Origin of the sequence: Sphingomonas sp. Leaf208 (assembly GCF_001421415.1) — a bacterium.
GTDB lineage: Bacteria > Pseudomonadota > Alphaproteobacteria > Sphingomonadales > Sphingomonadaceae > Sphingomonas.
The window spans coordinates 16,690-40,946 of the sequence record NZ_LMKH01000004.1; the positions used below are offsets into that span (position 1 = coordinate 16,690).

Sequence of the window (24,257 nt, forward strand, 5' to 3'; positions counted from 1 at the left end):
CTGCCGGGACGTAGGCTGGTCCATTCCGCTTCGGCCGTTGCACCGCGAACTTGGTTCGAGGCGTGCGTAATGAACATTGGAAGGACCGACCCGCGAAGCCCCATGATGCGGCGGCACATGCCGACCGCGAAGACGACCGTGCCCCGGCAAACATCGTCCCGTTACACAAAGCGCTTGCAAACACCGCTATTAGACGACGGCGGAGGTTGACACGCGGGGAACGTCGCCCGAACGGCGACTTATGGGTCGTCTGACGTTTTCCGCCGTGCCGTTTAGACCGACCGGGGATAATCAGTCTTCAAACAGTTCCTTCCGAAGGTACTTCTGCTTTTCTTTTCCCGAACAGCTTCCATCCCAGAAATCCTGTGACAAGAAGACCTAGTACGACCCAGGTGAGATTGCCGAGTAAGCTGGCCACGGTCTGAACCTGATCACTAAATTGGCGTCCGAGCGAGACGTATATGAGAAGCCAAAGCAGTTCGCCGGCAACGTCGAGCAGGATGAACCATCTCCAGGGGTATTCCGTAAGCCCGCTCGTTACATTTATCCAAGGTCCAAGCGGGCCGATCAACCAGCGGCTGAAAAAGATGCCCCAACCTGCCCATTTCCGTGAATAGGTTTCCGCTTGGGCCACTTTGTCAGCGCCACCGATGCGCTTGGTCACGGTTGTAAGAAGCGGGCGGCCCCCAAAACGACCAAATGCATAGCCGATTTGGTCGCCAAGCACAGCGCCGGCCGCACCTGAGAGCACTACCGGCCAGAAGCTTAGTTCACCTTGCGCAACGAACGATCCCATTGCGATGAGCGTCAACGAACTGGGGAAAGGAAGCCCCGCAGCCGCCAGCACCATTGCTCCAAATAGGGCAGGCAATCCGTAGGTCGTCAGCAGTTCAAGGAGCTGTTCAGTCACGACTTCGATCTCGTCGGCGAGGAAGACTGCAATGGCGGGGCGGGTGGTGGGTAGGGCGGTCGGGCGTGGACGATCGCGTAAGTGAGCTTGGCTTCGATCTGCGTCATTGTTTGCCCAGTGTCCTGCGCGATGCGGCCGAGCGGACGGCGATCGGGTGCCGGGGGCAGGTTCAGCGCGCGGTGCAGGACGTGGGGTGGCACATGATACGAATGCGCGACGTACCCGATCGTCATCCAGCGCTCGATCGGTTCGTCGCGGTGAGCGTTCCAGTAGATCGCGTCGCTGACGGTGCGCGCGGCGTGGTAGCCGGTAAATGCCACCGCGGCCACGAACAGAGCGATCAGCAGGCGCCGCCACATCCCGTCGCGCGTCATCCCATCCGGCGTCATTTCATCCCGTGTCATCCTAGGGCAATCCTGACACCCAAAGCAGCGATCAATGCCAGCGGCATCGCCACCGCGCCGACTTTGAGGAACCGCCAGAACCCGATATGCCGCCCCTCCCGCCGGATCGCCTGCAACCACAATATCGTCGCTAGGCTGCCGGTGATGGACAGATTGGGGCCAAGGTCGACGCCGATCAGCAAGCCATCAACGACCAGCTTGGGCGGCTGGGCCTGGGCAACCGCGGTGCTGGCAACCAGGCCTGCGGGCAGGTTGTTCATCAGGTTCGATCCGAACGCCAGGATCGTCCCCGATACCGCCGACGCCTGCGCCGGATCGGCCGACGCGGTGCGGATCGCGTGCGCGACCCACGCGATCACGCCGGTCAGGTCGAGCGCCTCGACCAGGACGAACAGTCCAGCGACGAGCGGCAGCACGCTCCACGAGATATCGCGCAGCAGCGCGACCGGCGACGACCGCGCGATCGTGCAGACCGCCAGCGTCGTGACGATACCGGCGATCGCGGTCGGCAGGCCGAGTTCGATATCGAGCGCGGATACGGTTAGCAGTACGATTGCGGTGGCGACGATCCCGACGAACGCGGCCTTGCCGCCCGCGGTGAGCGGGGTGCGCTCGACCGCGCTGGTGCAGCTGCCTGCCAGTCGCGTGCGCTCGAGCCAGCGTAGCACGGCGAACGTGACGACGATCGACGCCAGCGATGGCAGCGCGAACGAGGCGAACCATTGGCCAAGCGGCGGCATCTTGCCACCGTAGAGGACGAGGTTGGCGGGGTTGGAGATCGGCAGGACGAAGCTTGCCGCATTGGCGATCAGCGCGCACGCGAACAGCAGCGGCAGGGGGTCAGCCTTCGCCTTCTTTGCCGCGGCATAGACTGCCGGGGTCAGCACCACCGCAGTCGCGTCGTTCGACAGGAAGGTCGTCGTGACGATGCCGGTGACGTAGACCAGCGCGAACAGCCGTGCGGTCGATCCCTTTGCGTGGATCGCCGCGGTCGCCGCGACCCAATCGAACAACCCTTGCGCGCGCGCGACCTCGCTGAGCAGCATCATGCCGATCAGGAACAGATAGACATCCATGCCCTTGGCGACCGCGCCGATCGCCGCAGGCAGGGGCATCAGCCCGAACAGCAGCAGCAACGCTGCCCCTGCCACCGCCCAGATCGCCTCCGGCCAGCGGAACGGTCGTGCGATCACCGCAGCGGTCGAGGCGGCGCAGATACCCCAGGTAGCGCCGGTCGCGAGGATCACCAGTGCTTCCCATTCTTGTTCGGGCCGAGCTGCGTGCCGGCGATGCCGTGCTCGGGCCACGCGCCGATGCTGTGTAGATCGCGACCCGGTGCGATCGGCACGCCGCGCCGCGGGATATCCGCTTCGCCGCGGACCAGGATTTCGACCATATCGCGGTCGGTGTCGACGCTGGCCGCAACGCGGTGGAGCCCGGCGTCGAGCGTGATGCGCAACGACCAAAGCGTCGTGCCAGAGACGGCGAGCATCGGCTGGGCGATGCCGTCGTCGACCGATAGCATCACCGGCTGTGTCGTGCCGCCGAACAGCTTGGCGACAATCTCGACCTCGCCCGGCCGCGGGACCTGCGTGGCATCGGCGGGGCGCGTTACCAGCCGGATGTCGGCAGGCGCGACGATCTGGACGAACGGCCAGTCGCTGCCTGTTTCCTTGAACCGCCAGCTCGGCACGCGACCGTGGAGCGTGACGATCGAAAAACCGGGCTTGCCGCCGCCTTCCTCGATCTCGCCGGTCGAACGCGTCGCGCCGTAGACGACCCGTCCGTCGTTGAGCAGTTCGTTGTAATGCGTATGCCCGGTATCGACGAAGGCGACACGGGCGTCGGCGAAGATGCGGGCAATATCCTCGCCATCCGCGGCGAGGTCGCCGGGATAGGCATGCATGAACACGACCGGCGTCTGCCGCTCCGCCTCGGCGCGCGCGAGTTCCTCCAGCAGGCGGTTGCGGTGGTGCATCGTCAGTCGAAAATCGGGGCCGCCCGCACCCGCCGAAACGATATCGAGGAAGATGCAGCGATGCCCGGCGATGACCTCGACCTCGGGCCGGTTCGCTTCGGCAAAAGCGGCGTCGTAATGCGCGAGATCGCCGAGTTCGAAATCGTGATCGCCGGGGATGACCCGGTAGGGCAGGCGCAGGGAAGCGAGCGTATCGGCGATGACCCGGTATTGTTCGGCCGTCGCGTGATTGGCATTGTCGCCGGGCAGGTAGACGAAGTCTGCGGCGTCGCCGATATGCGCGTTGATTTCCGCGACGATCGCGGCGAGCCGGTCGCGGCTTTGCCAGTCGTTCGCCTCGTCCATGTGCAGATCGCCGATGTGCACCCATGTGATGGAGGAAGGGTGGGTCACTTGTGCGTCTCCGGCATGGCGGTGAGGTACAACACGAACCCAGCTGCTGCGATCCCGGCGAGTGTCAGGAAGCTCGCGCTGTATCCGGCCCAGACGATGATTGACCCGGCCAGCGTCGCCGACAATGCCGCCCCCAGGCCGAACACGCTCGAGACGACGCCTTGGCTGACGTTGAACCGGCCGGATCCCTTGGTCAGGTCGGCAACGATCACCGGGAACAAGGCGCCGAATATCCCCGCGCCGATCCCGTCGAGCGCCTGTACGCCGACCAGCCACCACGGATCGTTCGACACGGTGTAGAGAGCGCCGCGCGCCGCCAGGAAGCCGAACGCGACCAGGAAGATCGGCTTGGTGCCCCAGCGTTCGGTGTTGCGCCCGACGACGATCGCGACCGGCACCATCACGAGCTGCGCCGCGACGATGCACGCGGCAGTTAGCGACGTCGCCTTGTCGGTGCCGACGGTGCGACCGAGCAGCTGGCTGACCGAGGTCAGCATTGCCGCGTTGGCGAGATGGAAAGTGAACGCGGCTGCCGCGAAGATCATCAGCGGACGGTTCTCGATCAACGTCTTCCAGCCGCTCGGCTCCTCGCAGCCTTCCCCCGGCTCGCAGTCGAGGCCGCGCGCGACCGCATTGTCGATGTCGTCGTTCTTCAGCCGCCCCGCGACGATGACGCTGGCGACCGTTAGCCCCGCCATCAGCCAGAAGACGACGACCGGACCGAACGACCAGGCAAGGACGCCGGCAAGCGCTGCCGACACGGCATTGCCGGCGTGGTTGAACGCCTCGTTGCGACCGACCCGCTTGGCGAACAGCTTCGGCCCGACCAGCCCCAGCGTGATCGCCGAGATGGCCGGCGCAAAGATCGCGCCCGCCGCAGCCGCGATCGACTGGGTAATCGTTACCATCGTGAAGCCCGAGACGATCGGCAGTGACAGGCTGCTCAGCGTCACCAGCAGGGCGCCGGCGATGACGATGCGCGGCTTGTTCTTCGCCCGGTCGATCAACCCGCCCGCCGGCGTCTGCGACAACAGGCCGACGATCCCGGCGATGGTCAGCACGAGGCCGACCGTCGCCTCGTTCCAGCCATGCGAAGGCCCACGTACGACCAGCAGGTAGATTGCGAGATACGGCCCGAGCCCGTCGCGGACGTCCGCCAAGAAGAAGTTGAGCGCGTCTAGCGTACCGGTAGGCACGCTGCGCTGCGCCGGGTCTTTCGTCTCGGGCATGGCTGCCGCAGAGGCCATCGGGTGTCTCCAGATTTCGCGTAAAGAAAGGTGAACCGCGCAGTAAAGCGCTTCAGAGGCGGTAGCCTGAACGATGCCGTTCAGGTTCGATTTGCAATGGCTTGAAACATGCCGGATTAGCTGCGCAATATCGTTTCGGAGCTCATACAAGTTCCGAAGTGGACCGATATTCGTAAGAAATAACCATACATGACAGTATGTTAAAGCTTCTATGAATCGGATTTCACAGTCTGGTAGAGTGCGTTGACTATGGGGCGCGTTCCACGAAGCGTTGATTGGCGTGCCTTTGGATCGGCAAGCTATAAATCGAGAGACATCCGAAGGAATGTCCCGAGTCTGACGAGTATGGGCAAGGTGTCGAAGTGATCTGTTGTTGAGGAAAGCGACAGTTTGCAGCCGACGAACGGACCCGGCGCGGTGCGCATGATGCCGGGGGCACGCAAGGCGGTCATGGTGCCGAGATGAATAGATGTCCGAAGTTTGGAGCGGGCGAGGCCGCCTAGGCATCCGGATGTAGGTTAGCGCCCGGGGGGCGGCGTCGTGTCATCGAAAGCAGGATGTTGCGGATGGGAATGGTAGCCATCTGGCTGTTGGCGCCTAAAGCTGCCCTTTGGATCACCCAGGAGGCCAGGTTTAGATCACGCGCCAGGCGGACTTTTCTTTTTCGCGTTTTAGCCGCAAGTAATGGCCAGATGGCTCTCTCACCCAATTATTATTCTGTTTTAGGGGTGCCCTCGACGGCAAGTCGCGAAACTATCCACGCCGCCTGGAAAGCGCTGCTCCGTCAATATCACCCCGATGCAAATCATGGTGTGGATGTTTCTGCTCGTGCGAAAGAGATCAACGAGGCGTATTCCGTTTTGGGAAAGAAGGAAGCACGCGCGACCTATGATCGGTCGCAGATCAGGCCGTCTGCCCACCGAGCGACCGCGAACCGCGCGTTTCACCCCAGGAAAGCCGGCAGGCGTCCGATGCGACCTAGCCCGTCGATGCAGCCCAGCGGTAGCTTCTCGCAGCCGCTAGAAACCAACGAATGGCTGATGGGTCTTTTCCTGCTGATCCTCACCGCCGCACCGATCGCTACAATCCTGGTTCTGTGGAATGAGGAATCCGGATTGGCACCGACGGTTCGACGTAACGTCGCCGCTAATTACGTGCCTGAGCCCCCCGCAAAAGCCGTCCGCAGCTCATCGGGCACAAAACTCAGATTTGGACAGTCTGCTTCCTAAACTATCGCCTCGTCGCGACATTCGAGTTCGCAGGATCAGGCGCCAAAAGCAGTCGTAACACGGAGATGGACGAGCGGCCGAAGTTGGAAGCTGGGAAGGGGGCGGGGACGTCTGATTATGGGTCTCCGCGGCCGCTGATCGCCTGATAGCTGCATGACCAAGCTCGTCTGCTCCCAAGGTCTTTCGCATCCTGGAACTCGCTGCTTTAAGAGGCTCAAAGCCTTTCCGTTTCTCCGTGCCCATCAGCCCATATTGGAAAGTGTATGCGGGGAAGGGTTTAGGGAAAGCGGTTTACGATGGTGAACGGTCGCGTGGTAAGCACGGCCGGCATACCAGTGAGAGGGCAGTAATGACGGACGCCGCAAACGTAATTGCCGTGGACCACACAGGCTTTGTTGTGTCGTCTTTGGACGAAGCCGTTCGGTTCTGGACGGGAGCGCTCGGTTTTACACTTGAGCGGCAATCGGAGATGGAGGGCGACTTCCTGCATCAGGTGACAGGTGTCGATGATCCGAAAGTGAGAACGGCGATCGTCAAGGCACAAGACGGCTACGTGGTCGAACTGTTGGAATATTCAAACGGGCGCCAGAACGGGACGGTGCCTAGCGGCGCGGGATCGATCGGAGCGGCCCACCTGGCTCTGACCGTAAAGGATATTCGTGTCGCCATTGCCCGCGTCGAGGCAGCAGGATGGAAGGCGAAAGGCAATCCGCTGCCGATCCCGGGTGGTCCACGGAAGGGAACGTTGGTGGCCTACGTTTCAGGCCCCGATCATATCACGATAGAGCTTATGCAGCCGACAGCCCGTTGATGAGCGGGCAAAAGCTTTGCCGGCCCATCATTCTTTTGAAAGCCGGCTAGGCAGCGGACAGGGCCGAGGCTCAGCACCTTCTTTGCTGCAATACTGGATGGATGACAGAAGTTGGGGAGCCAGAAAGAGACCGCGAATGACCGCAAGTGGGTCTTTTTGATTTTAGTCCAGAAGACTTTTGGTATTTTGCGTTAGTTGTAGCTTCCTTCGATCGTCAATATCAATGTTAATACCCAACCACCTGACAATCCGTCCATCCTTAGTGCGCAACGGAACGGCATGGACGCTCATCCAACGGTACATCCCGTTCTTTCCTCTTAAACGGTACTCCGCATCAACGGCTTGCTGATCGTGTACGGTTTCACGCCACTTCTGCATCGTAGCTACTCGGTCGTCGGGATGGATTGCAGTTAGCCAACCATAGCCTTTCCAATCGTCATAGCTTTGACCGGTATAGGCCCGCCAGCTGGGACTGTCGGTCTCGATAAGACCATCGGGCGCACTTTCCCACGTCGTTGCGGCGATGCCGGTGACGGCTAATCGTTCATACACTTCGCCATCACTCAACATTTCGTGCGTGACCGAGTAGCTGTCTGTGCGCCCTTCCGCGACCGAGGCGTAATCGATTGCATCACGTTGTTTGAGACTGCCGGTATCGACAGGCGGACTTCCAATGCGACTTTTCCGCTCCGCCTTTCTCCGTCTCAGCACTTCGTCTGCAGCCACCAGAAGGCAGTTCATACTCTGATTGTTACCAGTGTAGCGGCTTGATCCGACGCTAGCGGCGCAGTTCACCGAATGGCTGTCCAACACGTATGAACCGTTTAAGGCCTGCTCAATGCGTAATCTGTGTCGCTCAACGTCGAGGTCGGAATCGGAGTTGATTTGCACAACGACAAATTCGTCGCCACCGAGCCGAACAACCACGTCGCCAGGATTACTACATGCCCGCAACCTATCGGCGACCAAACATAGCAGGCTATCGCCTACCTGATGACCAAGGCGGTCGTTGACTGGTTTGAAGTCGTCAAGGTCAACATAATGAAAAGCGATACGCCCGTGTCGTTCTGGCCGGGCGTTTGTCTCAAATGCCTCGGCAAGAGCGAGACGGTTGCCAAGCCCAGTCAGATGATCCGTTTTGACCTGACGAGCAAAGGCGTGTCGCGTAGTCGCCTTGGCCGACTGCGATCGATATCGTTGGCGGGCGCTACGAAGGCCACCAGCGAGCAGCGCAAACAGGCATAGAGACGATACACTGGCATTCGCATCTCCCCGGAACAAAAGAATGGCAGCCGGTGGTGTCACTGCGAAAATCAGGCTCGGAACGACAATGTAAGGACGCATCGCAACGGTAGACGCTGCTCCGGCAGCGTAGCCCACGACGAGAATGCCGATGGGCATCTGCCATTCTGCAGGTGGCAGCATGTACGATCGTGCGGCAAACAGACCAAAAACTGTCGCGAAGGCCCAATAGGTGAGCGCAAACTGACGTTCAAAGCGCTGGGCGTCGACCAAGGGCGTTTCGGTGTTGTCGTACAACCGTCTACCGCGGACAAGAACGACAAGGCGGGCCACGCTCGCGCAGCCTCCCGTCGCAACCAAGCTGGCCAGAGCGATATCCTGTGAGGCACGGACGCTGAGCGCACCAACCATAAGGAACAACAGCGTCATGATCACTGCGGGCATGCGCGTGCCGCACAGACTGGCAACAAACTCGACGTACGTTCCGTCCGGAATATCGCGAACGATTGGGCTTTCAGTGGCTTTCACATGCCTCTGATTAAAGGCAAAAGGTGAAAGCATCCTATCTGAACGCGCGCTCGAGAACGCGGGTGGGGTTTGGGTAACGGGGACCTAGATTTAGCGGCCGCAGATGGGAGGCCCACCGCCTATCGTGGGCGACTTCTAAAGATGTCGGGGCAGGGGCACTTTCTGCTGCTTGATCGGCTCTTCCCGTCTCCGCGCCAGGGTTGACACGATATAGGACGGCAATGTCTGCGATTGCGCATATTGCTCGTATCGCCACCCTGTGGGCATTTCGCGAAAATCTGTACAACGGTCTATCTAAGACCTTCGCTATGACGGAGACGAACCAATCCATCTAAGCCCATCGAAATTCGTTACGCTCCCCCGGGCGTGGATGGCCAAGGCTACCGAAGGCGTCGATCATGACGGCGTCCTGCGACAGATCGCCGAAGAAGCGGGGTGGTCGGGACGCTATGCCTTCCTGATCGTCATCTCGGCTGCGATCTCCTTGCTTGGGCTGCTGATGCCGTCGGTCGCGGTGCTGATCGGCGCCATGCTGCTGTCGCCCCTGATGATGCCGATCATCGGCTTGGGCTTTGGCATCGCCACGCTCGACTTTCGTGAGATACGCCGCGCCGCAACGGCGTTGGTCTTGGGCGCGGCGATCGCGGTGGCACTGTCCGTCGTCCTGATCCTGCTGTCGCCGGTACAGACTATCACCAGCGAAATTGCCGGGCGGACGCAGCCGACGCTGTTCGACCTGCTTGTCGCACTGCTGTCGGCCATCGCAGGGGGCTATGCGCTGATCCGCGGGCGCGGGGGTACGGTCGTCGGGGTCGCGATCGCGATCGCCCTCATGCCGCCACTGGTGGTAGTCGGGTTCGGCATCGCGACATGGAACTGGGTGGTCTTCTCAGGCGCGTTGTTGCTGTTCCTGACCAACGCCATCACGATTGCGCTGACGGCGGCCCTCGTCGCGAGGTGTTACGGCTTCGGCAGCCATCTTTCGCCGCACCATACCGGATGGCAACTCGTCCTGTTCGCCGTCGCGATCGGGGTCCTGTCCATTCCTCTCGGCGCCGGCCTGCGTCGGATCGCTTTCGAAGCGGTAGCCCAGCGGCAGGTGCGCGACGCGCTCGGGGAGGACTTTCCACCCGGTGCGCGTCTGAGCCAGGTCGAGATCGACCATGGTACGAACCCGGTACGCGTCCGCGCCGTGATGCTAACACCACGGATAGAGCCGGGGGCGGATCGCAAACTTGCAGCGGACCTCCGCCAACGGCTCTCGCGACCAGTTGATGTCCATGTCGACCAGGTGCGCATCTCTCCCGAAACCGGCGCGGTCGAGGCCGCGCAGATTGCGCGGGCGGGCAATGGTGATGCGCTGCGCGCCGCTCGCGAGCGTGATCGTGCGATCGCGGACGTCGCCCTTATCGCAGGCGTTCCCCTATCATCCGTGCAATTTGATCCAGCCGCGCGAACGATCCGCGCCGCTGCGGCGCCGCTGACCGGCCTCGGCATTGCCGGCTACCGCGATCTGGAACGTCGTGCCGACGCTGTGATAGCCGACTGGCACGTCGTTCTCGATCCGCCGAACGACATCGCCTTGCCGGACGTCATGATCGACTCAGGGGTCATCGACGATCAGACGCTCGGTGAAGCAGGCTGGGCATCGGCGCGGCTCGCGCGCACGCTCGCCGTATCGGGCGGCAGCCTGCGGCAGCGCACGGCAATCGCAGAGGGCATCGTTGCGCGAGGGGGGAGGGCGGAACCCGGGCGGGCGGGCGGCCGCCTTCGCCTGAGGTGGTCTGTCGATACCGATCAAGCTGCGCCCGGCGTCCAGAGCGGCCGCGTAGCACCGGGCAAGCAGGCTGCGCCGTAAGATTACAGCGATGTAATGTTCGCAACAGGCGGCGCTCATCGTCCGGTTCCAAAAGGAGCATAGGCTCACAGGACAAGGACAAAGACCGTGATACTCAACCGTCGACTGACCGTACGCCCGCTGATCGCGGCCGTCGCGCTAGGAACCACGGCACTCGTCGGTGTCGCAGGCGGGGCGATTGCCGCGGATAACGGTCGCACCAGCATCGCCGAGCGGTTCACGGCACCCGGGCCCGCTGCCGTCGCGTCGACAGGGGTGCATGCCTCGCTATCGGACATGGTCGAGGCCGTCGGACCGAGCGTCGTTCAAATCCAGGTCAAGCCCGCGTCTGCGCAGGAGCAGCAATTCGAACCGACGCAGTTCGGGTCGGATGACAGCGAACTGGCCGATCGACTGGGTCAGCTGTTCGGGTTCGGCATGCAGGATCGCGGTGGGCAATCCGAGGCGCCACAACAGCAAGGCCCGCAGCGCGGATCGCTAGGCTCGGGGTTCATCGTCGATGCATCCGGGATCGTCATCACGAACAACCATGTCGTCAACGGCGCCGACCGCGTCACCGTCCAGATGTCGGACGGCCGCGAGTTCGCCGGTCGCGTCCTGGGGCGTGATCCCAAGATCGATGTCGCCGTGGTGAAGATTGAAGGGCAGGGTAAGTTCACCCCGATCAAATGGGGCGACAGCGACCATATTCGCGTCGGAGATAGCGTGTTTGCCGTTGGCAGTCCGTTCGGCCTTGGCAATACCGTTACTTCCGGCATCGTTTCCGCACGCGGCCGCGAGATCGGAGCAGGGCCTTACGACGATTTTCTGCAGGTCGATGCTGCGATCAACAGCGGCAACTCGGGTGGTCCGCTGTTCGATAGCGCGGGCCGGGTCGTCGGTGTGAACACCGCGATCTTCTCGCCGACTGGCGGTAATGTTGGGATCGGGTTTGCGATACCTGCCGCCATGGCGCGGAAGGTCGCGCTTCAGATTGCGCAAACCGGCCATGTATCGCGTGGCAGGATCGGCGTCTCGTTGCAGGACCTGACACCGGAGATCGCCAGCGCGATGGGTTCGAACGTCACCAAGGGCGCGTTGATCGCCGAGGTTGAAGATGGCGGAGCAGCCGCGCGGTCCGGCCTGCAACGCGGCGACGTCGTTCGGCGCTTCGGATCCAAGCCGGTCGATAATGGGCGCGACCTTGCCCGCGCCGTAGCGGAGGCTCGGATTGGTTCGATCGTTCCGACACAGGTGCTGCGTGACGGCCGCCAGATTTCCCTGAACCTGCGCATCGCAGGCGAAGCAATAGGCCAGTCCTGAGCCCATGGAACCGGGGGGCGGTACACGCGTCCGCTCCCTGACACCTCGAATGGAACGGTCTGACCTTGAAGCTGCTCCTGATCGAAGACGACGCACAGACCGCAGACTATGTTCGCCGCGGGCTGGTGGAGCTTGGCCATGTGTCCGATCACGCCGCCACCGGCATCGATGGCCTCACTGCCGCAATCGTCGGCCGATATGACGCGATCATTCTCGACCGGAACCTGCCCGAGCTCGATGGACTGTCAGTGCTGAAGGCATTGCGTGCGAAAGGAGATCGGACGCCGGTACTGCTTCTATCGGCCCTGGGGCAGGTGGACGACAAGATCGCGGGCCTTCAGGCCGGTAGCGACGATTATCTGGCCAAGCCCTTCTCGTTTGGCGAACTCGTTGCACGCCTGGAGGCGATAGTCCGTCGGCACAGCGACACCGACACGACGCAAGGTACCCGCCAGACGGGCTCCTTGACGCTCGACCTGCTCGGCCGCACGGCCATGCGCAACGGCCGGCGTATAGAACTGCTCAACAAGGAGTATCAGCTGCTCGACTATCTGACCCGCCATGCCGGGCAGGTGGTGACGCGGACGATGCTGATCGAGGCGATCTGGGATTACAATTTCGATCCGGGGACGAACGTCGTCGACGTCCATGTCAGCCGCCTGCGTGCCAAGATCGACGGTCCAGACGATAGTCCGATGATCCGAACCGTCCGCGGCTCGGGCTATAGGCTGGATGCTGTCTGACGATGCGCTGGCCGTCGACAGCCGCGCTGCGCGGTGCGCTTTGGATCACGCTGATCGCGTTGATCGCGACCGGGATCGCCCTGAGCGTACAATATGTCCAGACGGTACGCCTGCTCGACGCCCGCGCGCAGGCAGCGGTCGACGACGAGACGGCAGGGCTTATCGAGCGGTATCAGAGCGAGGGGCCATTTGCCGTGGCGCAGGCCGTGTCCCGTGCGGTCGGGCGCCCGCGCGTTACAGACTTCATCTATCTCATGACCGACGCTTCGGGCGAGCCGATCGCGGGAAACCTGGCAAAATGGCCCGGCGAGATCGACCGTACCGGGTATCGTAGTTTCGATACGCAGGTCGCGACGACGCGGGGCTTGGTGATCGAGCGACAGGTCGCCGCGCGTACGGTGCTTCTCGGCAACGACTATCGGCTGCTCGTCGGCAGCCTCTCGGACGATCGCCGCCTGCTGCATGACCGCTATATCTCCGCACTGGCCTGGTCGCTGATGGCTACCGGCGTGATCGGCCTGCTGTTCGGCTTCTGGTACAGCCGGCGCGGGCTCGCCTTTCTCGATGCTGCCAGCACCGCCGGCGATCGTTTTCGAGCCGGGCATCTGGACGAGCGCTTGCCCGTGACGGGGCGAGGCGATGAATATGACCGCCTTGCAGCGACACTGAACCATAGCTTTGCGGAGATCGAACGCCTGGTGGATTCGCTGCGAACCGCGACCGATGCGCTTGCTCATGATCTGAAGACGCCGCTGACGCGTATCCGGTCCCGGCTCGAACTTGCGGCCCTTGGCGGGGATCAAAATGATGCGATGTCGGATATGCGCAGTGATCTCGATGCCCTGCTCCGGACGATCGACGACACGCTACGACTGGCTAGAGCGGAAACGACGATGGCCAGCGAATTCGTTCCTGTCGATCTGGCGGCAATCGTCGGCGAGGCCGTTGAACTGTTCGAACCCGTAGCCGACGATCGGGGGCTCTTACTGAATGCCAAAGTATCGCCTGCAATAGTCAGCGGTGTGCGATCGCTACTCGGACAACTCGTCACGAACTTAATCGACAATGCGATCAAATATACGCCCCCAGGCGGTCTCGTGTCAGTCAGCCTCGGCCACCGTCGTGACGGGCTGTGGTTGATCGTGTCCGATACCGGGCTGGGGATACATCCGGATCAACGCGAGCATGCCTTGTCACGTTTTGTCAGGCTCGACGCTAGCCGTAATTCCGAAGGCAGTGGCCTTGGACTCAATATCGCGCTCGTTGCCGCAAGGGTTCACGGCGCCCGCCTTGCTTTAGCCGACAACACCCCGGGACTAAGGGCGGAAGTTCACTTCCCAAATGCAATATAAAATTGCCGCCTGTAAGGCAAATAAGTTTCCGCGTCGGTGCGCAAATGCCCCCGAACGGCACCTACATTCTGTGAAGTCAGATTCTAAGATCGAAAGTCCGGGCTTTCCCGTGTCTCTCTTGAGGTCAGCTCAAGAGCGGCAGGAAACGGAAAAGGGCGCCCAATATTACTTGGACGCCCCTCCAGAGCGAGCTGTGCTTGGGAGCGGCTCGTCCTGTCTCATAAAATTACATGCCGTTCGACAGGTTCGTGTCGGGATCATTCGTTCGCATGTCTTCAGCCTGATTTTGACCGGTTGCGCGAACGGCATCGGCTTTGTTCTCCAGACGATCCTCAACTGCTTCGTTATCGACCCGGTCCGCGGCATCCTCGAGGTTATCTGCAACCGCTTCGGTGTTGGATTCGATCTTGTCTGCGGCCTGTTCGCGTGGGCTGGAGTTGCAGGCCGAAAGCGAAGCGAGTCCTGCTGCAATCGCGATTACGAATGTCTTCTTCATTTTCGATCCCCTGTTTTTGACTGCGTGTTCTTGTGGCGTAATCGCTGACCGGAGGCTTTGTTCCTGTTCATCAGGCACTTCACCTCGTCGTTACGACGACAACAGCTTGGCGATCCAGCGGCTGCGATCGAACTGGGCGCAGATCATGACGATCGCCGCGGTCAGCGGCACCGCGATCAGTGCGCCGGCGATGCCCCATACCCAGCTCCAGAACGTCATCGCGACGATGATAGCCAGCGGCGACAGCGACAGCTGCTTGCCCTGCAGGATCGGGTAGACGACGTTGCTGATCGTCATCTGCAGGACCACGAATCCTGCGAACACCAGCAACGGCATCTGCCACCCGCCGAACTGGATGAACGCGAAGAGCACAGGCGGGACGATGCCGACGATGTTGCCGATGACGGGGACGAAATTGAGCAGGAAGTTGAGGATGCCCCAGACCAGCACCAGCTCGAGCCCCGTCATCCACGACCACAAAGATGACGCGACGCCGGTCAGGATGCTGGTCGCGAGCGTGGTGCCGAGATAGCGGCGGATCTGGCCGGAAATCTTTTCGCCGACCTCGAGCATGTCGCGTCGCGCACCGCCCTCGAACATCTCGTACAGCTTGCGCCGAAGCCGTGGCACTTCGGGCAGGCCGAGCATCACCACGATGCCGATGAAGCCGACATAGGTGACGAAGGCGTAGACGCCGCTCGCCAGCATCTGGACCAGCATCGTGATCCGCTGCCGGTTGATCGTCCCGGCGATCGGCACGCCGCGATCCGCCGCCCAAGTGGCGAGGTGGTTATAACCGCGCTCGAGACCTGCCCATTGCGAGGCAACCGCGCCGATCACCTGACCGACCGACAGGTACACCGCAGCGGCGAACGCTCCGAGGATCGTGACCAGCGACAGGAGGGTCAGCGTATAGGCGACCCAGGAGGGCATGAACCGCGCAAGCCAGCGTTTCAGGGGCCAGAGCGCGGCGACGATGATTGCGGCAAAGGCGATCGGCATGATGACCGCAAAGCCGATGCGCAGCGCGGCGATCAACAGGATCGCGGTGATGATGCCGAGCAGGCGGTTGCGGTAGCGGTCCTGCACGGGGATGTCGGTCATTCGTCACGTTCCTTTATGTGTTCGCCGGCATGGCACATGGCTTCGGCATTGAGGCGCGCGCCCAGCAGAAGGGCCCAGGCCGACACCATCAGCCAGAGCATCAGCACCACGACCGCGGACAGCGAGCCATAGGTGTCGTCGAAGCGCGCGAACCGCGCGACATAGGCGCGAAACATCATCGTCGCGGTCAGCCAAAGGGCAACGCCGGCGATCGTGCCGGGCAGGGCGCTGCGCCACACGATAGCCTCCGACGCCGGGGCATAGCGATACAGGATGATCAGGCCGCCACCTGCGCCGAGCGTCAACGAACCGAACAGCGTGATCGCCGACGCCAGCCGGGCACCCGGCAGTCCGTCGGGAACATAGCTCTGGAGGAAAGTGAGGACGGACAGTGAGATAAGCGCTGTCAGTACGAGCGCGGCGCAGCTCAGGACTACGATCGTCGACACCAGTTGTCGGCGCAGTCCGCTACGCTCGCGTTCGATCCGATAGGCTAGGTTGATTCCGTGAAGCAGCGACCGTCCCGCACGACGCGCACCGAACAGCGCGATCCCGAGCGACACGATCAGCGTGACGATCCCGTCGCCACCGCTGGCAAGTCCGCGGTTCAGGTTCGCGGCCACCAAATGCTGTGCGCTGACCGGCAGGATGGCGACGATCCTGTCCATATTGTCGGCGACTGCGGTTGGTGGAACCACCATGCCATAAACGCCCGCAATTTCGCCGGCGAGCGGGATCATCGCCAGGAAGGCGGCAAACGCGATCGAACTCGCCGCGATGCCGAAATCGTCACGCAGCGCGCTACGGACCGTTCGGACCGATAGCACAGTCCACAGCCCGATCCGACCAAGCTTGGGTAGACATCTTGACACGCAGCAAACGAAAGCCGGCACGAAGGATTTGGCTACCCTTCAAGTCCGTAGCCATCATGGGTCAGTATTTCCGGTCCAGGGATCAGCCGTGAAGCCGCGGCAGGAAAGATCGATCACGGTCAGCTCCACGTTGCTCCGGCATACCGTTCGAGATGGGGACGGGGTTCCGCGCAATCGTTAGCATCGTCGTCACCTACCGCAGTCCATTTGTGAGGAGGGCCAAAGTCGTTCTCGGGGTGCAACGAGCGCCCTTCAACCAGCGGTCGCGCGTCGGAAGGCAGCGCTCGCAGAATCATCCCGCGGTTGATGGGCCGAAGGGGCGTCGGCATATTTCGCGCAGGCGGAACTCGACCGCCCGTTCCGGAGATGATCGCTTTTATTGATGCTCACCGCGATGCCTTTGGGTCGGGCCGATCTGCCGTGTCCTGCTGATCGCCCCATCCACCTATTACGAGCACGTCGCGCAGCGACAGGACCCATCGCGTCTGCCGGCACGCGCGTGAGGATCTGATCCTCAAGCCCGAGACTGGTCGCGTGGCTTGAAATCACACAAATGGTGATCCCTGCGGAATCGAACCCGTGCTTCAGCCGTGGACCCGTAAAACTCTTTGTTATCAACGCCGGTTTCCCGATTGGCCCTCATTGTTAATTCAATAAGATTCAATGACTTACGGGGGACTGGTGCATCGGTCGCGGTCGCGGTCGCGGTTCGAGTGCAGGTGGCGGGAACCCAGGCGAGGACAATGACTTCGCCACCTCAATAAGTGGAGGAATAACAGGAGGACGCGGTTCGAAGGCGTAATGGCGGGGTTGGGGGCTCCAACCCGACATTGCCCCTCTCCAATCGCTAAAACATTCCATCCTGCTTTATGATATAGAAATGTCAGATACGCTGGCCTAACAAGTGTTATGTTCAGCGCAGATTTCGAAGCCGCGAAGACAGGTCAGCGTGGCGCGGCCCGATCAGCGATCGGCTTAGATGCCGAGCTTGATGGCTTGCATCGCACGTTGTGCCGAGTTTCGGATATTTCAGTCAGTGGTGCACGGCTCAGGACGTACTCCGCACTTAAGGTCGGTTCTGTCATCTGGTTGACCCTCCCGTTGGTAGGACAAGTGTCGGCAACCGTGAAATGGGCAGATGAGTACAATTCGGGCTGCCAGTTTGCCGAACCGCTGGAGCCTGCGATGATCGAGGCTTTGCTGGTGGAAGCGGGGCGGAAGTAGGTGTCGTGCTGACAGGTCAGGTGCCAGTATGTCATTTGCCTCGTTGAAAACGACGGGCGATAAGTTCGTCTCTGCTTATCTCAGGCGCCCCCGCACGTCGTCAGCGCTAGGGAAGTCGGCAATGCGACGAACGAACGATCCGTACATCCTAAGCGGGTCACTGCCGTCGGGTAGCGTGTAGATCGTGGACGATGACAGAACGTCCGTCGCCGGGTCGAAAACAGACTGCCCATTGCTCAGCGTGATCGTCGTCTTAAACGGAATTGTACGATGGAAGGTGATGACCACCCGATCGCCCTCGATATTGTACGTGCCCACCACCTCGGCCGCCTCACCGACTCTTATTTCCCCAGCGCGTAGAACGAAAAAGTTCATGGCCGTTCGATCGAGCGACTGTTCTTCCTCGAGATAAAACCATTCGCCTCTCAGGGCATCTTCAGTGATCGTCGCTATCCTTGCTCCCATGCCGATCATTCTATGAACTCGCGGACGGAAACGGAAGGCGTAGGTTCCCGCAATGACTGACTTTGATGGTTCCCTAGATCTCGAACTGAGTGTGGCGTGCAACCGCCTTGCTGCTTGGGTTGGGCCGTTGCCCGAAGGGCAAGTGATCGATCCTGCGTCTGGCCTGACAGAGCGCGACCTAGCGATGATTCTACGCCGCCTTTATGCGACGCGAGAATACGCCCCAAGCAAGACCGCTACCGGGAATGCGGCCGAGGACCGCTACGGTAGGCTATCCGTGCCAGTCATAAAGAAGGGGCCATGGGCATGATCAAATGGGTCGACACGCACGACGGCAGGTAAGTCGATATCCGACACCGACCTTTAAAGCCTCTACGCCGTGGGCGGCAGCAGGTGCGACATGGAAGACGGCGTCTCGCGAATGGTTGTTGCGGCGCAACAGGCGCTGCCGCTACTATGGACCGTCGCGGCGGGCATCTTACACCGTGCTCGTCACACGCGTTCGTCGCGGCATTGTTTCATTTTGAGAATCAGCGGGTATTGCCTACCGTATAGGTAAGTGTCAGTATTGTGACATCGCAGCGGGTTGAGCATTCCCAAGACGCCTCCCCGCTGCGGTGCTTCCGGTTTCTATGCAGGACTGCCGCATGAAGCGATTCTATTTGCCAGACGGCGCTCGATAGCGGTAACTCCCTGTATGGGAACCTTTTTAAAGCTGGCTGCCGCTTTCCTCGCATGGAGTTTCACCGCGGTTCCTGCGCAGGCCGCAGTGACGATTACGTTCTGGAGCCACGAGCTTGGCAACAGCTTCCCCCATGCATTTTTCACGTTGCGCGGAATACCCGATGTTGGTGGCGCGCCGGTTGATACGAATGTCGGGTTCACTGCTAAATCAGTCTCGCCAGCACTCTTGATGGGGCCCGTTGCGGGAAAGCTCGACATTGCCAAGCCAGGGTACATTGCTGGCAGTGATGCACAATTCTCAGTTGTGATGAGCGATGCACAGTATGGAGCGGTGCTGCGGTTGGTCGATGCGTGGAGCGAGGGGAAGCCCGACAGCGTGTATCGCCTATCAGATCACAACTGTGTGACCTTCGTGAAGGAAGCGGCGCGGATCGTTGGGCTTACAGGGCTCGACCAGCCGAAGCTGATGAAGAAACCTAGATCGTATCTGAAGGCCGTACAGGCTGGGAATGCCGGCCGCATCACGCCGCTTGGCCTTCACGGCAAGGCTTATCTTGCCAGTCTTGCTCCCGTCGCTCTGACTGCCGAGATGCCCAGGTGAACTACCGTCGCGGTTGCTAAGCGGCTTAACCCTCCCCATGATTTGCCAGCCAAGGTCGTCCTCCGGCCTGGGCCGGCCCGCCTCGTGTTCTCTTGGCTATCGAGGCGGGCCGTTACCGCGAAACCGGTTCGAGTTTTCCGCGTTGATTCAGTGCCAAGTATCCCCGGAAAGTGACTGCCGGCCCGCCCTTTGAGTAGCCCGGCAATCATAGACCTTGACCATTCTCAGCGATATCGGAACCATCATGAATAACCCGCGCGAATGGTTTCAGCCGAAAGTAGTAGGGATCGGTTGGTCCCCTCGAACCTGGGAGGGTTGGGCGATCATTGTCTCCGTGATCGCGGTCGGCGCGCTTGTCGGTCGGGTGAACCTCTAATGTGTAATCGCGCCCGGTTCGACGGCGAGCCGGAAACCATCACTGAACGATTTAGTGCCGAATGGCTTGCCGCCAAGCCGATGGACAACCGGTTCGATCCCAAGGAGCTGCGCCCGTTCGGGCGGGCGTACGTCGTGCGGAACGAAGCCGATCGCCGCGGGCTCGACGTGATGGAATGGGACGTCCTGGCGGGGCAGGCGAAACAATCAGGCCGCAAGATTGCGCAGACCAACGTTCGCACCCTGCATCTGCCGCAGTGGCGGTCGTTGGTCACTGATCCGGCGAACCGCTGCCTCATCCCGCTAACAGAGTTTTGCGAATGGGCCCGCGAGCCGACCGACCTTGGAGACGGCAAGAAGCCTATCAAGGGGGAGATGTGGTTTGGAGTGACCGATCAGCCGGTGTTCGCGATCGCCGGTTTCTGGCGGCAGGTCAGCGAACAGCGATACTTCGCGATGGTCACTTGCGACGCGAACGAACTGGTGGCGCCGATCCACCCCAAGGCGATGATCACGATCCTGCGGCCGGACGATCATGAGCGGTGGCTGACCGGTAGCTATGACGATGTCCTGTCGTTGCAGCGGCCATATCCTGCCGACCGAATGACGGTACGCGGGCCAGTGTTTCCGACGCGCACGCCGACGTCTCGGTTGATCTAAATACGGTCAGCTTCGTCCGGCTCAGGTTTTAGCCAGACCAGACTGGGCCGGGTCGACCTTTATCTCCGTGTCGCTGGGTTCGAAGCGGATCGTCCAACGGGGATACCCTTCCGGCGAAACTTCAATGTCAGGCAAGCCGATCGGATCGGTACCTGTTTCGACCCAGCCAGCACCGTGGCACCGGTCGCATGCCATTCGCTTGCACCGGAAACTGACGAGATCGATCTCGGTATTCCACTGCCCGCGGCCCTTGCAGACCGAGCACATGGCATCGAGGCTGCCGTTGCGGGGCTGGAGGGGTACGATGTCGAACGCATGCGGGCTGTCAGGTCCGTCGCAGTAAACGATATTGCTGGCGTGGGGCATGCGATCTCAATTCTAAGTTTCGTGCTCTAACGTCGGGTTTCGTCGTGCAGATCCCGTTACGCTGTCATCTCCCTCCGGAAAATTCGTCTTATCTACCGCCGTCTGAATGTTGTTCAGCTTCCGCCCAGGGTGTCAGCGCCAGCCGCTGCCGGAACTCGTCCAGGCATTGGGCGCGACGCGTCGGCTCCTCATCGTGCAGGAAGCGCCGCATGTCGGCCTCGAGCCGGGCTGCAGCGGCAAAGCTCCCGTCTTTGGTCGGCGTCATCATTCCCCGGATCGCCGCGATGTCTTCCTTCAGCTGCTCCTGCTCGCTGTGAGTGAATGCATCACTGTCCACGATCAGCTTGGCCGACATGATTGCCGTCATCATCGGGAAGGCAAAACCTGGACCGAAGTGCATGAGGAAGAGCGCTACCGCCCGACCCGTCTTCGTGACCGGGTAGATGTCGCCATAGCCGGTCGTGGTCGCCGTGATGAATGCCCACCAGAATGAGTCGACCGCGTCATATTTACCCTCGGCAATCTCGAAAATGATCGCTGATGTAGTGACGGTGACGAAGTAGATTACCGCGACGAGGAGAAACGATCGGCCCATTAGCGATGCGAGTTTCTTCATAGCCCACCCTCGTTGGCGCCCGCCCCCGGACCACTGCGGTGAAGCGTATCGCTGTTCACGACATTGATCCACCAATGTCGTGAACGTGCGCTTGAAGGGAATGCGACTACGCCCGAACCGTCGGCACCTGCCCGATGTCCGTCGTCCACGCCGGCGACCGCATCTCGGACCGCATCTTCCATTCGCGCTTGAACCCCTGTGACGCCGTCACCGCAGTCCACGTTCCAAACCTGCCATTGATCGCGTCGAGCGCTCCCATCAGTCGATCGCGCTTGGCCGTATCCTCTTCGAACAGCGTGCGCGGCCGCTCATCCTCGTAAAGCAGATCGTCGAGCATGATGCCGGCCTTCGTGTAGGCGTATCCGTCGCGCCACGCCTTCTCAGCGCCACGCCTGGCCGCCGCGATCAGTTCGAGGCTGTCATTTGTCATCGGATGCAGCGTCACCATGCGCGATGCGCCGTACTGAGGCCGGTCGGGCTTGTGCTTGTTCGTATGGAAGAACGCGGTCAGCCGGGCCGCGACGAGCCCGTGCGATCGGAGCTTCTCGCCGGCTCGCAGCGCGTATTGCGACAGCGCGCCCATCATCCGCTCGAAGTCGCAGATCGGTGTCCCGAACGACCGGGTGACAGCCATGCCCTTGCGCCGCGGCTGGACCGACTCGACCGCATTGGACGGGACCCCGCGTAGCTCGGCAACCAGCCGCTCAAGAACGACTGTCCCGACGGCACGCGCCTGCTTCATCGGCATGTCTCGCAGCGCGCCAGCGGTGTTGATCCCCAGGTCGGTCAGCTTGCGTGCAGTGGCACCGCCAACGCCCCACACGTCACCAACCGCGAAGGCGTGCATCACATCGCGCCGCACGTCGTCGTCGCGAAGATCGGCCACGCCGTCGAACCGCTGGTCCTTCTTAGCAGCGGCGTTCGCCAGCTTCGCCAGTGTTTTGGTTTCTGCGATGCCGACGCAGGTGGGGATCGTCGTCCACTGCTGGACCTGCGTCCGCATGGCGTTGGCGTGAGCGACGAGATCCCGGTCCTCAAATCCCGCCAAGTCCAGGAACGTCTCGTCGATCGAGTAAATCTCGAAGTCGCGGGCGAAAGCCTCACAGGCGGCGATCACCCGGCGCTGCATATCGCCGTAAAGCGCATAGTTCGACGATCGCACCTGAATGCCATGCCGCCGCACCTTGTCGCGCAGGTGGTGGATCGGATCACCCATCTTGATGCCCAGGGCTTTCGCCTCGGCCGATCGCGCAATGGCGCACCCGTCGTTATTCGACAGCACGATGACGGGCACGCCGACCAGGCTGGAGTCAAAGGCCCGCTCGCACGAGACGTAGTAGTTGTTGCAGTCGATCAGGGCGATGGGCGTACTCATACCATCTTGCGCGCGACGCCAACGACCGTGCCCCATATCTCGACATGCTCATCGACCAGGATGTCCGCGAACCCTTCGGCCTCGGGAACGAGCCAGTGACGGCCGTCGACGTAGCGCAGACGCTTCAGCGTCCGGTCGCCATGCACCAGCGCCACGACAATCGCGCCGGCCTTCGGCTTTTTGGCTCGGTTCACGACGATCAGATCACCGTCGTTGATCCCGGCACCGGACATGGATCGGCCATCCACGCGCATTATGTAGCTCGCAGCCGGATGCTCGACGAGCCACGCACCCAGGTCGATCGGTTCCTGCATGTCGTCCTGCGCGGGCGACGGAAACCCGGCTTGCGTATGGACGAGGAAGAAGGGCACCTCGCACGGCACCAGTTCGAACGGGACGTCGTGGAGCCGCAGCACTTCGTCACGACGGTTCAGCGCAACGACGACCGGCCGGTCTGAGTTGGTCGAGCGCATGATCTACAGGATCGCGGCGAAGAGGAGTTGGTCGTGCTGGTCAGCCAGAACCGACCGTGCGTCCTGGGTAGCGCCCACGGCCTGCCGGTACTCCACAGTTCCGAACCGTTCGGCCTCGTCGAAGCTGAATTGCACTGCATCAGCAGATGGATAGACGTTGCCGTATATTGCGCGGGCAGCCGCTCTCAGCCGCAGATCGTGCTGCATTTCGTTGCTCCGTCAGTATCGAGTCGCCGGTCGTGGCCAGTCCCTAGCTAGGCGCGATCCCCGCTGATTCGCAAGAACATTTCAAGAACATCAATCTGATGCGATTGGCGGCCTAACGATTCGAGGGACGCAAGAATGATCGATCATGACGAGCCGAAGCCAGCGTTTGGCGAGTGGCTTATGGCGCAGAAAGACCGAAGCGATCTCGTTGGCCAGTTGGCGGCTGGCGCCGTCGTTGATCGGCGCTTTCCCCGGAACGGAAATCCGGAGGCCGTGCGCAAACATCTCAGCGCCATGCAGGCTGAGGGCGACATGTTCGCCGGGGTCGACGACGCCGAGTCCGACTGGTTGTCGGCTTGATGCAGGACGCATGGCGGCAGGCCTTCGCGCTGATGGCCGATCATGGCCAGATGGGCGCATGCAAGATCGTGGCGTCGGGTATGGAAAAGACGCCACCAGGGCAGCGGGAGCAGTACCGACAGTGGGAGGTTTTAGCCGACTGCCTGAACGCTGTAGCAGACGCCTGCCGGACGAAGCACTGATGAGAGCGGTTCGATGATCACCCTCGCACCAGCCACGACGTTCTCATGCACGGTGACCCGCGTACATGACGGCGATGGGCCTTTATGGTGTTCGAACGGCGTCAAGGTTCGGATTGCCGGCGTCCAGGCGCCGGACTTCGAAAGCGCGTCGCCTTGTCGCGCGGCAGACCCGCGGCGGGTAAACTATCGCTGTGACAACG

At 61.5% G+C, this 24,257-nt stretch carries 25 protein-coding genes, 1 pseudogene and 1 other annotated feature; of the genes and pseudogenes, 11 read left to right on the forward strand and 15 right to left on the reverse strand.

Going from position 1 to position 24,257, the window contains the following annotated elements; translation table 11 throughout:
- Window positions 1-298 precede the first annotated feature (298 nt).
- The 5 genes from ASE69_RS04260 to ASE69_RS04280 are packed head-to-tail and all read right to left on the reverse strand — an operon-like array spanning window position 299 to window position 4,932.
- Window positions 299-910 carry a DedA family protein gene (locus ASE69_RS04260; protein ID WP_056483499.1) on the reverse strand — a complete coding sequence of 204 codons (612 nt, stop codon included), beginning with the start codon at window positions 908-910 and terminating at the stop codon, window positions 299-301.
- Window positions 907-1,314, reverse strand: a complete 408-nt coding sequence (locus tag ASE69_RS04265; RefSeq protein WP_235518089.1) for a hypothetical protein — start codon at window positions 1,312-1,314, stop codon at window positions 907-909. Before ASE69_RS04265 ends, ASE69_RS04260 begins: the two co-directional genes overlap by 4 nt.
- A complete protein-coding gene (locus ASE69_RS04270; protein WP_056483502.1) occupies window positions 1,311-2,561 on the reverse strand; it encodes an arsenic transporter in 1,251 nt (416 codons plus the stop codon). Before ASE69_RS04270 ends, ASE69_RS04265 begins: the two co-directional genes overlap by 4 nt.
- Entirely contained in the window at window positions 2,558-3,685 is a 1,128-nt protein-coding gene (locus ASE69_RS04275; protein ID WP_235518091.1) for a metallophosphoesterase family protein, read from the reverse strand. Before ASE69_RS04275 ends, ASE69_RS04270 begins: the two co-directional genes overlap by 4 nt.
- Complete coding sequence (locus ASE69_RS04280) at window positions 3,682-4,932, reverse strand: MFS transporter (RefSeq protein ID WP_056483508.1); 1,251 nt, start codon at window positions 4,930-4,932, stop codon at window positions 3,682-3,684. The genes ASE69_RS04275 and ASE69_RS04280 overlap by 4 nt, the downstream gene beginning before the upstream one ends.
- 566 nt (window positions 4,933-5,498) lie before the next feature.
- Between ASE69_RS04280 and ASE69_RS20990 the strand changes: the two genes are divergently transcribed.
- Complete coding sequence (locus ASE69_RS20990; RefSeq protein ID WP_162236831.1) at window positions 5,499-6,161, forward strand: J domain-containing protein; 663 nt, start codon at window positions 5,499-5,501, stop codon at window positions 6,159-6,161.
- Between the two features lie 349 nt (window positions 6,162-6,510).
- Complete coding sequence (locus ASE69_RS04285; protein ID WP_082452853.1) at window positions 6,511-6,972, forward strand: VOC family protein; 462 nt, start codon at window positions 6,511-6,513, stop codon at window positions 6,970-6,972.
- 162 nt (window positions 6,973-7,134) lie between these two features.
- Here the strand turns inward: ASE69_RS04285 and ASE69_RS04290 are convergent, their stop codons facing one another.
- Window positions 7,135-8,775, reverse strand: a complete 1,641-nt coding sequence (locus ASE69_RS04290; protein WP_082452854.1) for a diguanylate cyclase domain-containing protein — start codon at window positions 8,773-8,775, stop codon at window positions 7,135-7,137.
- Between the two features lie 337 nt (window positions 8,776-9,112).
- Between ASE69_RS04290 and ASE69_RS04295 the strand changes: the two genes are divergently transcribed.
- From ASE69_RS04295 to ASE69_RS04310, 4 genes are all read left to right on the forward strand, one after another.
- Window positions 9,113-10,600 carry a DUF389 domain-containing protein gene (locus ASE69_RS04295; RefSeq protein ID WP_082452855.1) on the forward strand — a complete coding sequence of 496 codons (1,488 nt, stop codon included), beginning with the start codon at window positions 9,113-9,115 and terminating at the stop codon, window positions 10,598-10,600.
- A gap of 87 nt (window positions 10,601-10,687) precedes the next feature.
- Window positions 10,688-11,902 carry a trypsin-like peptidase domain-containing protein gene (locus ASE69_RS04300; protein ID WP_056483517.1) on the forward strand — a complete coding sequence of 405 codons (1,215 nt, stop codon included), beginning with the start codon at window positions 10,688-10,690 and terminating at the stop codon, window positions 11,900-11,902.
- 59 nt (window positions 11,903-11,961) lie between these two features.
- Complete coding sequence (locus ASE69_RS04305) at window positions 11,962-12,645, forward strand: response regulator transcription factor (protein WP_321163564.1); 684 nt, start codon at window positions 11,962-11,964, stop codon at window positions 12,643-12,645.
- A 2-nt stretch (window positions 12,646-12,647) separates the two neighbouring features.
- Window positions 12,648-13,997 carry a sensor histidine kinase gene (locus ASE69_RS04310; RefSeq protein ID WP_056483522.1) on the forward strand — a complete coding sequence of 450 codons (1,350 nt, stop codon included), beginning with the start codon at window positions 12,648-12,650 and terminating at the stop codon, window positions 13,995-13,997.
- Between the two features lie 226 nt (window positions 13,998-14,223).
- On the opposite strand, the gene ASE69_RS04315 is transcribed toward ASE69_RS04310, so the two are convergent.
- From ASE69_RS04315 to ASE69_RS04325, 3 genes are all read right to left on the reverse strand, one after another.
- Window positions 14,224-14,493, reverse strand: a complete 270-nt coding sequence (locus ASE69_RS04315) for a hypothetical protein (protein WP_056483526.1) — start codon at window positions 14,491-14,493, stop codon at window positions 14,224-14,226.
- A 90-nt stretch (window positions 14,494-14,583) separates the two neighbouring features.
- Window positions 14,584-15,597, reverse strand: coding sequence for an AI-2E family transporter (locus tag ASE69_RS04320; RefSeq protein WP_056483529.1), 1,014 nt, complete (start codon window positions 15,595-15,597; stop codon window positions 14,584-14,586).
- On the reverse strand, window positions 15,594-16,424 hold the full coding sequence (locus ASE69_RS04325; RefSeq protein ID WP_056483532.1) for a YihY/virulence factor BrkB family protein: 831 nt from the start codon (window positions 16,422-16,424) through the stop codon (window positions 15,594-15,596). Before ASE69_RS04325 ends, ASE69_RS04320 begins: the two co-directional genes overlap by 4 nt.
- 369 nt (window positions 16,425-16,793) lie before the next feature.
- Window positions 16,794-16,909, forward strand: a sequence feature (AL1L pseudoknot).
- On the opposite strand from ASE69_RS04325, the pseudogene ASE69_RS21770 reads away from it, so the two are divergent.
- Window positions 16,800-16,969 (forward strand): annotated as a pseudogene (locus tag ASE69_RS21770) (IS3 family transposase); the annotation flags it as partial. Its footprint overlaps the feature before it by 110 nt.
- A 409-nt stretch (window positions 16,970-17,378) precedes the next feature.
- Window positions 17,379-17,693, forward strand: a complete 315-nt coding sequence (locus tag ASE69_RS04330; protein WP_056483535.1) for a PilZ domain-containing protein — start codon at window positions 17,379-17,381, stop codon at window positions 17,691-17,693.
- A 75-nt stretch (window positions 17,694-17,768) separates the two neighbouring features.
- Here ASE69_RS04330 and ASE69_RS04335 read toward each other — a convergent pair whose 3' ends face one another.
- Entirely contained in the window at window positions 17,769-18,167 is a 399-nt protein-coding gene (locus ASE69_RS04335) for a hypothetical protein (protein ID WP_056483538.1), read from the reverse strand.
- Between the two features lie 577 nt (window positions 18,168-18,744).
- Here ASE69_RS04335 and ASE69_RS04340 point away from each other — a divergent pair.
- Window positions 18,745-19,443, forward strand: a complete 699-nt coding sequence (locus tag ASE69_RS04340) for a hypothetical protein (RefSeq protein ID WP_200924115.1) — start codon at window positions 18,745-18,747, stop codon at window positions 19,441-19,443.
- A gap of 375 nt (window positions 19,444-19,818) precedes the next feature.
- A complete protein-coding gene (locus ASE69_RS04345) occupies window positions 19,819-20,478 on the forward strand; it encodes an SOS response-associated peptidase family protein (RefSeq protein WP_056483544.1) in 660 nt (219 codons plus the stop codon).
- Window positions 20,479-20,499: 21 nt separating this feature from the next.
- On the opposite strand, the gene ASE69_RS04350 is transcribed toward ASE69_RS04345, so the two are convergent.
- From ASE69_RS04350 to ASE69_RS04370, 5 genes are all read right to left on the reverse strand, one after another.
- Entirely contained in the window at window positions 20,500-20,844 is a 345-nt protein-coding gene (locus tag ASE69_RS04350) for a hypothetical protein (RefSeq protein ID WP_056483547.1), read from the reverse strand.
- An 88-nt stretch (window positions 20,845-20,932) separates the two neighbouring features.
- Window positions 20,933-21,460 (reverse strand): potassium channel family protein, encoded by a 528-nt coding sequence (locus tag ASE69_RS04355; protein WP_082452857.1) that lies wholly within the window; start codon window positions 21,458-21,460, stop codon window positions 20,933-20,935.
- A 106-nt stretch (window positions 21,461-21,566) separates the two neighbouring features.
- Window positions 21,567-22,835 (reverse strand): Y-family DNA polymerase, encoded by a 1,269-nt coding sequence (locus ASE69_RS04360; protein ID WP_056483553.1) that lies wholly within the window; start codon window positions 22,833-22,835, stop codon window positions 21,567-21,569.
- Window positions 22,832-23,308: a LexA family protein gene (locus ASE69_RS04365; protein WP_082452858.1), complete on the reverse strand. Its 477-nt coding sequence runs from the start codon at window positions 23,306-23,308 to the stop codon at window positions 22,832-22,834. The genes ASE69_RS04360 and ASE69_RS04365 overlap by 4 nt, the downstream gene beginning before the upstream one ends.
- 3 nt (window positions 23,309-23,311) lie before the next feature.
- Window positions 23,312-23,515, reverse strand: a complete 204-nt coding sequence (locus ASE69_RS04370; protein WP_056483556.1) for a hypothetical protein — start codon at window positions 23,513-23,515, stop codon at window positions 23,312-23,314.
- A gap of 135 nt (window positions 23,516-23,650) precedes the next feature.
- On the opposite strand from ASE69_RS04370, the gene ASE69_RS04375 reads away from it, so the two are divergent.
- Window positions 23,651-23,875, forward strand: a complete 225-nt coding sequence (locus ASE69_RS04375; protein WP_056483559.1) for a hypothetical protein — start codon at window positions 23,651-23,653, stop codon at window positions 23,873-23,875.
- Window positions 23,876-24,257: the final 382 nt, after the last annotated feature.